Raw genomic sequence first — 11909 nt, forward strand, 5'->3', positions numbered from 1 at the left:
AGTTACTGTCGCGGCATGCTGGCTAGCCTTCAATCGCCATCCAGCACCAACTTTGCCGCTGTCCGCGCAGTGTCGTTGCCATTGCCCAAACATGGTCGGCGCACACCATTTCATGCATCACGTGCAAAACGCCAGCCACCTGCCCACCTTCGCCACACCAGTTGACAAGCTTCGCCAGCAAAACTGACCACGGCCGGCAACCAAACAGCCCACTGTTGCCAACAAGCTGCACATTGCAGGCATCGAACGTGACGACCACATCACCAGGCGAACTTGCCAGGCTCGCAAATGGCGGGGACCGGCCATTTTCTGCCGGTCGAGAACGGCAGCTTCGGAGCGGCCCATAAACTCGCGATGGCCCGATTCTGGTGCAGAATTGAGAAATGACAACGCGTTCTCTTCGAATCGCGAAAAATCTTCACAGGAACTGGCTGGTCGAGTGCGCCAGTGATGCAACCCAAACGTCGTACTGGCGGGACCGCCTGCTGGATTCAGCACCGAATAAAGCAAATGACGATCGAACAATCTAAAACGCAGTTGATCTCGCTCATCGACAACGCCGACCTAAAAGTCATCGCGCTGACAGGCGCATGGGGCACCGGCAAAACCTACCTCTGGAACGAGATTCGCAAAGAGTCGCAGGACCCGATTGTCGAAGGCGCGCGCTACGTGTCCCTCTTTGGCTTGAAAGATATCAATCAGCTCAAGCTCAAGGTGGTCCAAAGCGCGCTCCCAGTAGGCGGTGACAGCAGCTCGTTGACCGAAGGTCTGATGAAGACTTGGAAGGTCAGCGTCGACGCCTTGAAGAAGGTCCACGAGGGGTTTTCGGCGCTCGACGAGCTTGCGCTGGTAGCAGTTCCTGTCGCCTTGCGCAACCGATTCGTAGCCATCGATGACATCGAGCGCAAGCACGCCTCGTTATCAGTTGACGAGGTCCTGGGCTTCGTCGACGAATACTCTCAGAATTTTGGTACGCGATTCCTCTTGATCCTCAACTCGGATCAGTTCTCCGCACCTACCGACAGCGCGCTCTGGGCGACGTTCCGAGAGAAGGTAGTCGAAGAAGAACTTCGTTTCACGCCGACACCTGGGGAGGCGTTTGACATCGCGGTTCCGAACTTGGATAGCCCTTACCGCGCGACGGCCAGGACTGCGGTGGACGCGTGCGGGATCACCAATATCCGGGTCATCCGTCAGGCTTACCGTCTTGTGGTTCGGCTCCTCGGTGCGACTGGGGACATGCCTCTCGCGATACAGGCACGAACTGTTCCATCGATTGTGCTCATTTCTGCTCTTGCAAACAAAGCCATCAAAGACGGGCCGACTCTGGAGTATGTCGCAGGCTACAACCGAGGTTCTAGCGACTTTGTGAGGCGCTACCTCGGGCAGGAAGGCGATGCGTCAAAAGACAAAGCCGAGGACTCAACGCCGGCCGCATGGAAAGTTCTGCTGTCAAAGCTAGGGATCAATTCTTCGGACGAATTTGAAGAACTGGTTGTTGCCTTCGTTTGCGACGGAAAGCACGACGCAAAGGCGATTGAGGCCATCGTCCAAGGCTACCAACGCAATGAGAATCGCACCGAATCTAGAAATCTCGCGCACGCATTCTTTGAACGTTTCAATTGGGACGTCACAGACTGCGACGACGATCTCGTAGCTGATGCGGTCAAGCTCATCGCCAGAGTCGGCGACCTTGACGCCTACACTGTCACGGCGCTCGGAAAACAAATGGCCGATCTACCTGGCGGTGCCAAACTTGAAGAAGCTTTGATTGATGGTTGGTTGGCTCACTTCGCAACCATCGCCGACAAGGCCGAATTCGGGGAATCACCGTTCCATCAGCCGCTACACCCAAAACTTAAGGCAGCGTTCGACGATGCGCGCGATGCTCGAATTCACAGTGCGACCGTCGTCGATGCCATCAAGCACCTTCTTGAGAACGACGGATGGGGCCATCGGGAAGAAGCGGCGATGAGAGCGGCTACGATCAACGATTTCGAGACTGCGATGCGCACGTTGAAGGGTCGTGATTTCAAGCTTTTCGTACTCAAAAGTTTGGACATTCTCGAGCAGCACGAAATGCACGAGAAACACTTCGGCCAGGCTGGGATGAATTTCTTGGAAGCATGCCGGCGCATCGTCAGAGCCGAAAGAAATAACCGTTTCGGACGGTTGTTGCAGACGTTGTTCGCAGAGAGCAAAGTTCCAGCGCTTTTGGCCCAGGGCGGAACTAAAGCCAAGCCCTAGGTATCGAAAGCGGTCGACTGCAATGCAGCGGTACCAGGGTGGCTTGTCCCCGGATCTCTAAGGGGCAGCCAACCTTCATCGAGAGCACAGGCCTGCGGCGACATCGGCTTCGTTACTCGACTGTACGAGCGTCAGCTTCTGGGCGTCCAAACCCGTACTGCCGATGTCGGGTATGGGTCGACAAGAGACCTCCAGTTGGATGGTCAACGCGCCTGGCGACGCTGGTCAACTCATCTGCCGGATGTGGTCAGTTGTGATGGCAATGCTTGGTCATTTACCTGGCAATACGCAATCACGACTGGGGAATGTCTTGCCTTCACCCGGGCCGGAGGATTGATTCCGCGGTTTCCATTGCCTGGTCGCCCCCCCCAACGGACCAAGGTATGCAGGACCCTCCCCAGTGGTCATCACGCCCCCACTAGCTCGCAACCGTGAGAGGTGACCCCAAAAATGGCGCTATAGCTGGATTTTTCATCGCGGTACGGTCGCGTCATCTCAGTCATCAGGAAAAAATGAAGTTCCGGCAGCGGCGTGGCGCATGCGGATTGGCGCGGTGCGGTGCGCTATCCCCTTCTCTATTTTTCCACCAACTTAGAAGCTGGTGATGACATTGATGACATGCCCTCGAAGCCGTGCACTAACTAGCTCTGGTCGTCATCGCAACCTCGATGACTTGTGATGTCAGCCGCGTACAGGCTTGCGCTTTGCGGGCGGCAACGATGCTACCTTGCTTCGTGTTGTTCCTTCCTTGGTTTTACTGGCAAGTTTCTTCGTACGTGTTGCTGGCTGCTCTGCTTGACTGTTTGCAACCGTCTTCCGTGCTTGGCGTATACCCGCCTCTATGGCCTTTCCGAACTGTTCCATATCCCTACCGCAAGCATGTGTCCAGTCCCATAGTTGAAGACCGTCTAGCCGCTTGTAGCCCAGTTCGGCTTGACTGACGAAGTTCTGGCTTCGTCCAAGGCGCTCCGCAAGGTCGATCTGTGGTAGACCTGCTTCCAATCGCATCTCCCTTAATGTTTCGTGGATCGCCCTGTATTCGGCACGGTAGTGCGACTTCTGGGCAGTCTTGCTAGGAGCCTTGGGTTTCAACCGCTTCACGATGCCCACCAATCATATGACAGTGGACACACAAGCTATATACGGTGTGGATGTACGCCTACATCGTCTACACCTAGACGCTATATAGCTTCAAACTCTGACCTAGAGTACGCTCTCAGGCGTTGTGCATTTCGTAATTAGTGGATTACACACACTAGCAATCTAGGGAGGGACGCCATGCATAAGGTCATCGCATTGATTATGACAGGGGCACTTTTGGCGAGCTGCGCCACGGTGCCAGCAGATCGTGTATATAACGCTCGTATTTACAATCTATCGACTGGGGAAGTTGTTCCTGCAGTTGGCCATACGGACAGAGCTGGTAAGAGCGTGGTGACGGCCGGGCCCACCCTGTCTGGGGAAACCTTCATCGGCGAAGCTACATCCATTCAAAATGCCGTCCAAACTTCATCGTATGGTGGTTCGTCAATTTCTAATCCTGGCGTGCCCTACAGCACCTATGTGAGTAGTTCCAGCTATGCAGTTTCTCGCCCGGGATATCAGAGCGGAACTGCGATACTCGTGGGCAACAAGGGGACGGTGATGGATATCGTTTACCAAGTGAACCTTACCGGGACCGGGCAAGGTGAAGGCAGGGACAATAAAGGTGTCACCTACCGAATTCAATTTTGACCTGCGCAATGCGAGTGCCGGTCAACAGAGCGGCAATTTCGGTGTCGCGTGGCCCAGATCACACGAAGCACAACAACCGGACGAGTAAGCCGAACGTGAACCCATACACCGGAAGAGCAGGGACAGAAGACCCGTCTGCCTCGCCGAGCCATTGAATTGGAGGGGGAGGCCTTATGAGCAGATTGATTTACGCAGTCTCCATGACGGCGTTGTTAGTCATGAGCAATGCAAAGGCCCAAGACGCAGACGCCTATCAGCGCTACCTCAGAACGGGTCAAATCGTGCTGCCTCAAGCGCCTCAGGCGCCTCAGCCTACCTTCGACCAGCTCAGTAACAATCTCGCCACGTATCAGGGTCGACCACTTGACGATGCTATCGACAACTTCGGTCCCCCCGCTGCTCAGCAGGTGATCGCGGAGCACAGGGTTTACATTTGGGCAGAGCACAGCACGCAAGAGATCCCTGTGCCCGGTATTGCCATTACGGACGGCACTGTCGGGGACCAACCATTCTCCGCCACCACCTACGGCGGAGGCGGCACGGCTAGCATGACTGCGCATTGCAAGCTCACAATGGAAGTAGACGATCGGCAAATCGTCAAGCGTGTCTGGTACGACGGCAACATGGCGGGATGCAGCCAATTCATGACGCCGGCAGTTGAGTCATCGGCACAAGCTCCCGCCGAACCCGCACGCCCGACGTTTGCTGAAGTGGTGAAGCAACAGGAGGCAACCAACGGGAGCAAGCCGCTGGATGAGGCGACCCTGGACTCCCTTTACAAGCAGGTGCGCTCGCAGGAAGCCCCATACGTCTACGCGGCCTACCGCAACAACAAAGCGTCGTCTGAAGCCGAGCTGGCTTCAATGGACTCGGCGTACAGCCAGTTCAAAACGGGATACCTGAAGCACCATCCTGCTTTCGTTTCCACTACACAAAGCTTGAACCGAGATACCGTGTCGCAGCCTACCCAAGCCGAGCAGAAATTCAATCAGGCGTTGACCGTTGGCAACCTAGAGCAGGCTGACGACATGCTCGCAAGCCTATCCGAGCCGGCACCCGGCGATGCGGCGCAGAGCGCACCGAGTGGTCGACTGACGAGCGCATGGCTCGATCGGGCCGAACAGCAACTGGCGAGCGGTGATCGCATCGGTGCCATGCAATCGCTGGATAAGGCGCGCAAGCTGGCGCCGAATCAGCCGCGCGTGCTCGATCTCACTGCACGGCTGCAGGGCAGCCCGTGAGCGGCCTGTTGCCTTCATCAGGTGCGCTCAGCGTCCGGAATCCGCCGATCTATAGCCTTCTGTTCCTGACGACAGTCTCATCGTAGTGGGCATACAGAGCCGTTGGTCCGGCCTCCTTCCAGCTATTGATGTTGCGTAGGACGACGACACGTTTCTGTTGGATGATTCCTCTTTGACGTCGCTGTGCGAGCACGCAGTAAGCGCCGTCGCCCATACTAAGTAGCTCTTGATGTATGGCCCTATCGGATGGCTGCGGTTGGTATTCGCTCCCCAGCAGCAGCTTTACATCGGACACGGCCACGGCATCGCCGGAGAAGGGCCAATTACGCGCGCCCGACTCGTCATGCATAAGCTGCGCCCAGTCTCCGCGTCCGGCTTCCATCATGGCGCGCTTGGCTGCCGTCTGCGGTGGTGCCGCGTGGGGATCGAAGCTATCCGCGTCCTTTCCAAATCGCAGGACAAGCCAAAGTAAAGCACCCGGCCTGTTGTTGATTAGCGCATACACATGCTCAGCAAGCTCAGTCGGCATCCGCGGAGCGTCCGTCATGATCACGTCATAGCGCCGATCCCGACCATTGAACACGGCTGCATCTGCATAGTTGCTACTAGCGAAGATCGTGGTGCAATTCTCGACGTTCCGGCCGTCCTTGCCTTTTCTGACAACGGGAATGTAGTCGTCTGTTATCAGTGGCTTCAGATTGTTGGCCTGCGTCTGAGCGTCCTTCCTGCTACCGAGCCATAGCTCTGGAAATACGAGTATGCGCGCGCCCTGTGCGTAGCCGTTGAACTCCGAACTCAGCTCCCGTGTCTCTACGCTACGGACGTTGGCATCCCCGAACAACACTCTGGGAATCGCGCACGTAATTGTGCTTTTTCCGCACCCCTCAGCCTTCCCTATAAGCAACGTGGCGTGGCGTATCCTTGTCGAGGGATTCGCAAACAGGAAGGCGAGCTTCGTGGTTATCCTCTTGATGCCCGCTTTAGTTTCGTCATTGCCCCCGCCAAGATGCTTCACAAAGGCTGCAAATATCTGCGCCTCTTCCAACGTCGGCTTGGTCGGCACGATGAGATGCGGTTGCCATGAGTTCGCAAACTTCCGCCGGTCATGGCTCACATATGTGCGCGCTGCGCCGGGCTTGTAACCGATATGATCCACGATCAACCCCGCACCGCCCTTCAACAGACCGCTGGCCGTTATTTGCGGCCGTGTAATGGGCATCCGGCGCGCCAGAGATGTGTCTAGAGCTTCTTTCGACACTAGAAGGCCGTCCAGAAGATATTGACTTTCGGCTTTGACGAAGATGACATTTTCGTCCAGATAGGCCCTCATCTGCGCCTTGGTGTGTCGCTCACCATTGACGTCCTGCGCATCAACGACAGCGTGGAATGCAGCTTGACCATCAGCGCTGTTGCGCAGCAAATCGGATGACCAGCCAGCATCTTTTGCGCGAATGATAAGTGCGCCCACCCCTGACCTATTGAGCCCATCCCATCGACGCCGGTGCTCCTCTTCAGGGCACTCGCGCCAACTCACCGCGCCACCTTCAGTGCTTTGCGACCATTGCACCCACAGATTGAAAAGCGCATCACGTGGCATTTGTTCCACGCCTGCTAGCGCGCCACCTACAGCAATCCATTGCGCACGATCAGTCACACATTCGGCTGGCAGCGCTGCCAGCATTGTTCGCAGCGCCTGCAGCTTTATGTCTGCCGTGAGATCGTCGAACCAATGCCGAGGCTGTGCAGGCGCAAGAGCAATTCCTCTTACGCTGGGAGTAGTCGGGGGCCTTGAGCCGTCAATCACCTGCCCACCACCGAGGACCCGATCACAAGCTGCCTCGAAGGCCTCCAAGGTCAAGCTGCCAAAATCGTTCCATATGCCTTCCACTGGCCGCCCACTCGCGCCATATTTCAGTTTCCTGTTGATAGTGCCCACTGGTCGAAGCAGAGATGTCGGGTCTGCCGTGCGCGAAGGATCCGCCAACAAGCCCGCAATTTTGGTAGCGTCTTTGAACTTGAAGGCAATGCGCTCCCATTCACTACATGTCGCATGTTCGCTCAAGGACCAATAGACATGCAGACCGCCACCGCTATGTACGAGGTAGCCATAGGGCTCACCGAACGCTTTCTCAAACTGCGCCAGTGCTTCCTTAGCCTCTTCAATCGTGCGATAGGCCTTTCCAAGCTTGCCCGGGTCCACGTCAATGTCGAGAAAGAATGCGGTCAAATAGGCGACGTTCGCCCGCTTCCTGCCCCAACGTTCCCCACCCTCTGCCTCTGCCTCTGCCTTCGTTGCGTCATGGCGATGCGCGTACGACGCAACGGCATGCCATACCTCGACTCCGTAGGCGTTTAGCTCCTCGATCCTTGCAGCCATCCTTTTGAGACTATCGAATGACTCATGCACCATACCGGTGTCACACCGATACATGATCATCCAGTAGGGACCTTGCGCCGGCAGGAAGTCCGTGAGGAAGGTTCCTGATCCTGATGTCATCGCGACACCACCTTCGCATCGCGTTTTGCAACGCATTCGGGGATGGCCTTGTTTTCACGGGAGCTACGAATGCGCTCCTCGATAAACTGCGTAACCTCCTGTTCAATCCAGGCGGAGGCCCGTCGCCCAAGCTTTACCGGGCGCAAAGCTCCCTCTTTAGAGGCAATTTCGTACAAGCCGGAGCGACTGAGCCCCGTCCGGGCGAGCACGTCGCGGAGCCGTAGCAAGCGGATAGTGTTTTCCATCGTTAGTCCTAAGCCGTTGTCTGTCGCGGCCGGATGGCCGTGGCGGCAGCAAGTCACTGCAGGGCAATAGTTGACTATCCGAAGGCAGGTCGAAACGTAGGTAAATGACCTCTATTTTTTCTCCCTTGACTTTCGTTCTGACGGCACTTCAGGTGGTTCACACAGAAGGTCATCAGTCAAACCGAACGCACCCTTTCGCGCTCTGCGTGACGCTTTCCATATGCGCTCTACTGTGTCCTCTGTAACACCGTGCTCTGTGGCGACCGAGCCAAATGCCCCCTGATTCGCCCGATTATCTCGCAAGGGTTGCCCCGCAAGCCGCGCCAAATAGACATCGAATGCAATCGCAAAGTCACGCTGCGCGTTCTTGCTGTGTGGTGGCCGCCCTATAGAAACAGCAAGCCCCAGTGCCTTTCCTGCGTTCTTTGGGTCGGCGATGCACTGCCTCAAAGCCTCTGCCAAATAGTCAGCGAGTGGGGGCAGCAGCGACGCACCTTTACTTAGCTTCTCGATTGCAGTGCCGATTACCAGGTGTCCAGAAAATGCGCAGCCTTTTTTGGCAGACGCACATGCCTCCGTTATGAGAGCTGGCAGATCTGGATCCCAGTCTTGAGCAAGCTTCTTCATACCTGCGATCGCTTGAAAGCGACCACCACCGCGCCGCCAGCGCGAAGGCCGTCCAGATAGTCCGCCCATGCCTGCAACATTCGGATACGTTCGTCCAGATACTGCGCACGGTTATAGGCGGCGCGCACCTTGTTCTTCTCGACGTGGGCTAGCTGCCGTTCAATGACGTCCGGTGCCCAGCCAATTTCATTGAGCCGAGTTGATGCCATCGCGCGGAAACCGTGCGCGGTCATGGTGTTCTTGTCAAAGCCCAGACGACGCAGAGCCGCATTGATTGTTCCGTCTGACAACGGGCGGCTGGCGCTGCGCTCACCTGGGAAAACGTATTTCCCGCGCCCGGTTAGCGGATGCAGCTCGCGCAGGATTGCCACGGCCTGACTTGAAAGGTGAACGAGATGCTCTGCACGCATTTTCATTTTCGCGGCAGGGATGTTCCACCGCGCACCGTCAAGATCAATCTCTGTCCACTCAGCTTGCCGCAATTCGCCCGGGCGTACGAACACAAGTGGGGATAGCTTCATCGCGCAGCGTACGACAAAGCTGCCGGTATAGCCGTCGATGGCTCGCAGTAACTCACCCATCTTGAGCGGATCAGTGATGGCGGCGCGAGACGTGGATACCACGGGCGCTAGCGCGCCACGCAGAGCAGCAGTTGGGTCGTTTTGCGCGCGACCTGTTGCTATCGCGTAGCGGAATATCTGACTGCATCGCTGCTTTGTACGGTGCGCGGTTTCATGGGCGCCGCGCTCCTCGATACGTCGCAGTAGCTTCAACATCTCCGGCGCGTCAATCTCAGTCACGGGGCGGTTGCCGATCCATGGATTCACCAGATCGTTAAACGTCCATTGCGCCTTTTCCAGCGTAGCCGGCGCCATGCGTGCTGCCTGCCGTGCGAGCCACTCCTCGGCAATGACAGCGAAGCTGTTCGCGTCGCGTTCCTCACCAGCGGCCTTTACGGCCTTGCGCTGCTCGCCGGGATCGACGCCAGCAGCAAGCAGTTTACGGGCAGCCTCGCGCTTGTCGCGGGCATCACGCAGGCCGGTATCCGGATACGTGCCCATGCTCAAAGTCTTGCGCTTGCCTGCGTAGCGGTAATCCCAGCGCCACCACAGCGAGCCATTTGGGTTCAACAGCAGGTAGAGACCCCGTTCGTCGCTGAGCCTGCGCGGACTGGTGTCGGGCTTGGCTTTTCGTATGGCAGTGTCGGTAAGTGGCACGGCGGCAACCCTCTTGACAGTAACTGCTTTGGGGAAAACCCCTGTTACTGTCGAAGTTACCGCCACTTACTGTCGGATTGCAATGGATGTTTCCGGACAGCCTCGGGCACAAAAAAGGCCGGAACCCTTGATATAGCTAGGTTTGCCGGCCTTCATTGGACTACTTTAGAGCTATAAATGGTGCCGGAAATAGGAATCGAACCTACGACCTACGCATTACGAATGCGCCGCTCTACCAACTGAGCTATTCCGGCAAACAGCCGCTGATTTTACGGTGCGGCACGTGATGGTGCAAGCGATGTTGCTGCGCCAATGGCAGCGGGAAGTCTATCCGGGGGCGGATGCACAGCCCGTGGACCGCCGTGCACGCGTTTGTGTCCGCGCTGAATGCCGGATCAGATGCTCGCCGACGTGGTGCCACCGCCGACCATGCGCAGCTCTTTCGGCAACGCGAACGTGATGGTTTCCGGTTCGCCATCCAGCTCGCGCACCTCACCGGCACCCCATGACTGCAGGCGGGCGATCACGTCGCGCACGAGCTTTTCCGGGGCCGACGCGCCTGCGGTGAGGCCGATATGGCTGACGCCATCGAGCCAGCTACGCTCGATGTGCTCGGCGCCGTCGATCAGGAATGAGCGAACGCCCTGCTTCTCGGCCAACTCGCGCAAACGGTTGGAATTGGAGCTATTGACCGAGCCGACCACCAACATCAGGTCGACCGCGTCGGCGAGCCGGCGCACGGCATCCTGGCGGTTCTGCGTGGCGTAGCAGATGTCGTCCTTGCGCGGACCCTCGATGTCGGGAAACTTTGCACGCAGCGATTCGATGATCGCCTTGGTGTCGTCCACCGATAGCGTGGTCTGGGTGACGTAGGAGAGCTGGTGCGGAAACTTCGGTACCAGCCGGGTCACGCAATCGATGGATTCAACCAGCAGGATTTCGCCGGCGCTGGCAGGATTCCACTGACCCATGGTGCCTTCGACTTCCGGATGCCCGGCATGACCGATCAGCACCACGCTGCGGCCGATACGGCCGAGCCGGGCCACTTCCATATGGACCTTGGTGACCAGCGGACAGGTGGCATCGAACACTTTGAGATGGCGCTGCTCGGCCTCCTCGCGTACCGCCTGCGACACGCCATGGGCGCTGAAGATCACCGTGGCGCCATCGGGTACTTCATGCAACTCCTCGACGAACACCGCACCGTTGGCGCGCAGCTTGTCGACCACGTAGCGATTGTGCACCACCTCGTGCCGCACGTAGATCGGAGCGCCCCAGGACTCCAGCGCGCGCTCGACGATGGCGATGGCGCGATCGACGCCGGCGCAGAATCCACGGGGGTTGGCGAGCAGGATGTCCACAACTGACCTCAGCGAAATCTCGAACAGGAACCGTCACCCCGGTGACGGCAGGGGCCCGGTGACTCGATCAACAGCAATTCGACCAGCATGGCAACTGACGATCGGGTTCGCTGTTGAAACGCGCTTCCGGCCCGCGCCCCTTTTTGGGGTGCGCCGGATAACGAGAGACCCGAATTATCGCACGCTGCCCGCGGGCTTGCCGGCGGCGTTGCCAGCAAACATGCCAAAGGCAATCAGCATCACGGCACCGACGGTGATGCCGCAGTCGGCGAGATTGAACACCGGGTAGCTCCACTGCCGGAAATACACCTGGATGAAGTCGGTGACCTGGGCTGCATGCAGACGATCGATCAAATTGCCGACGGCGCCGCCAATGATCATCGCCAGCGGCATGCCCGTGCGCCAGTCACGCCGCGGCGTGCGCGCCAGCCACACCACCAGCATGCTGCTGATCACCAGCGCCAGCGCCACGAAAAACCAGCGTTGCCAGCCAGTACCGCTTGCCAGAAAACTGAACGCCGCACCCGTGTTGAACGCCAGCGTCCAGTTCAAAAAACCTGGAATCACCGGATGCGGCAGGCCCACCGGCGGCAATGCCTGCAGTGCCCAAACCTTGCTGAGCTGGTCGAGCACGATGACGGCGGCGGAAAGCCACAGCCAGATGAGTGCGTTAGGTTTAATGGACATTGGGCTGAGGGGCTCGGGGATAGGCAACTTGGCGATTTGGTTGATGAGGCGAT

The 11909-nt window shown here is 57.8% G+C and carries 10 protein-coding genes and 1 tRNA gene; 3 read left to right on the forward strand and 8 right to left on the reverse strand.

Going from position 1 to position 11909, the window contains the following annotated elements; genetic code table 11:
- The first annotated feature begins 510 nt into the window (after nucleotides 1-510).
- Nucleotides 511-2247 carry a P-loop NTPase fold protein gene (locus HDE77_RS16315; protein ID WP_184418981.1) on the forward strand — a complete coding sequence of 579 codons (1737 nt, stop codon included), beginning with the start codon at nucleotides 511-513 and terminating at the stop codon, nucleotides 2245-2247.
- Nucleotides 2248-2928: 681 nt separating this feature from the next.
- Here HDE77_RS16315 and HDE77_RS16320 read toward each other — a convergent pair.
- Nucleotides 2929-3348 (reverse strand): helix-turn-helix transcriptional regulator, encoded by a 420-nt coding sequence (locus tag HDE77_RS16320; RefSeq protein WP_221444321.1) that lies wholly within the window; start codon nucleotides 3346-3348, stop codon nucleotides 2929-2931.
- Nucleotides 3349-3525: 177 nt separating this feature from the next.
- Here HDE77_RS16320 and HDE77_RS16325 point away from each other — a divergent pair, with 177 nt between their 5' ends.
- A complete protein-coding gene (locus HDE77_RS16325) occupies nucleotides 3526-3981 on the forward strand; it encodes a hypothetical protein (protein WP_184418982.1) in 456 nt (151 codons plus the stop codon).
- A 173-nt stretch (nucleotides 3982-4154) separates the two neighbouring features.
- The gene (locus HDE77_RS16330; RefSeq protein ID WP_184418983.1) at nucleotides 4155-5222 is read left to right on the forward strand and encodes a hypothetical protein; all 1068 of its coding nucleotides are present in this window, start codon (nucleotides 4155-4157) and stop codon (nucleotides 5220-5222) included.
- Between the two features lie 49 nt (nucleotides 5223-5271).
- Here HDE77_RS16330 and HDE77_RS16335 read toward each other — a convergent pair whose 3' ends face one another.
- From HDE77_RS16335 to lspA, 7 genes are all read right to left on the reverse strand, one after another.
- On the reverse strand, nucleotides 5272-7719 hold the full coding sequence (locus tag HDE77_RS16335) for a DUF5906 domain-containing protein (protein WP_184418984.1): 2448 nt from the start codon (nucleotides 7717-7719) through the stop codon (nucleotides 5272-5274).
- A complete protein-coding gene (locus tag HDE77_RS16340; protein ID WP_184418985.1) occupies nucleotides 7716-7964 on the reverse strand; it encodes an AlpA family phage regulatory protein in 249 nt (82 codons plus the stop codon). The genes HDE77_RS16335 and HDE77_RS16340 overlap by 4 nt, the downstream gene beginning before the upstream one ends.
- Before the next feature lie 111 nt (nucleotides 7965-8075).
- Complete coding sequence (locus HDE77_RS16345) at nucleotides 8076-8591, reverse strand: hypothetical protein (protein ID WP_184418986.1); 516 nt, start codon at nucleotides 8589-8591, stop codon at nucleotides 8076-8078.
- Nucleotides 8588-9808, reverse strand: a complete 1221-nt coding sequence (locus tag HDE77_RS16350) for an integrase arm-type DNA-binding domain-containing protein (RefSeq protein WP_184418987.1) — start codon at nucleotides 9806-9808, stop codon at nucleotides 8588-8590. Before HDE77_RS16350 ends, HDE77_RS16345 begins: the two co-directional genes overlap by 4 nt.
- A 178-nt stretch (nucleotides 9809-9986) precedes the next feature.
- Nucleotides 9987-10062 (reverse strand) — tRNA-Thr (locus HDE77_RS16355).
- A gap of 141 nt (nucleotides 10063-10203) precedes the next feature.
- Nucleotides 10204-11169 (reverse strand): 4-hydroxy-3-methylbut-2-enyl diphosphate reductase, encoded by a 966-nt coding sequence (ispH, locus tag HDE77_RS16360; RefSeq protein ID WP_184418988.1) that lies wholly within the window; start codon nucleotides 11167-11169, stop codon nucleotides 10204-10206.
- A gap of 174 nt (nucleotides 11170-11343) precedes the next feature.
- The gene (gene lspA, locus HDE77_RS16365) at nucleotides 11344-11856 is read right to left on the reverse strand and encodes a signal peptidase II (protein WP_184418989.1); all 513 of its coding nucleotides are present in this window, start codon (nucleotides 11854-11856) and stop codon (nucleotides 11344-11346) included.
- Between the last annotated feature and the right edge of the window lie 53 nt (nucleotides 11857-11909).

The sequence above is a fragment of the Rhodanobacter sp. MP7CTX1 genome (genome assembly GCF_014205795.1).
In the GTDB taxonomy this organism is placed as follows: Bacteria; Pseudomonadota; Gammaproteobacteria; order Xanthomonadales; family Rhodanobacteraceae; genus Rhodanobacter.

Excerpts from the sequence above, each read along its gene's own strand:
- HDE77_RS16315 (WP_184418981.1), top strand. The coding sequence starts at position 511 with ATGACGATCGAACAATCTAAAACGCAGTTGATCTCGCTCATCGACAAC.
- HDE77_RS16325 (WP_184418982.1), top strand. The coding sequence starts at position 3,526 with ATGCATAAGGTCATCGCATTGATTATGACAGGGGCACTTTTGGCGAGC.
- HDE77_RS16330 (WP_184418983.1), top strand. The coding sequence starts at position 4,155 with ATGAGCAGATTGATTTACGCAGTCTCCATGACGGCGTTGTTAGTCATG.
- HDE77_RS16335 (WP_184418984.1), bottom strand. The coding sequence starts at position 7,719 with ATGACATCAGGATCAGGAACCTTCCTCACGGACTTCCTGCCGGCGCAA.
- HDE77_RS16340 (WP_184418985.1), bottom strand. The coding sequence starts at position 7,964 with ATGGAAAACACTATCCGCTTGCTACGGCTCCGCGACGTGCTCGCCCGG.
- HDE77_RS16345 (WP_184418986.1), bottom strand. The coding sequence starts at position 8,591 with ATGAAGAAGCTTGCTCAAGACTGGGATCCAGATCTGCCAGCTCTCATA.
- lspA (WP_184418989.1), bottom strand. The coding sequence starts at position 11,856 with ATGTCCATTAAACCTAACGCACTCATCTGGCTGTGGCTTTCCGCCGCC.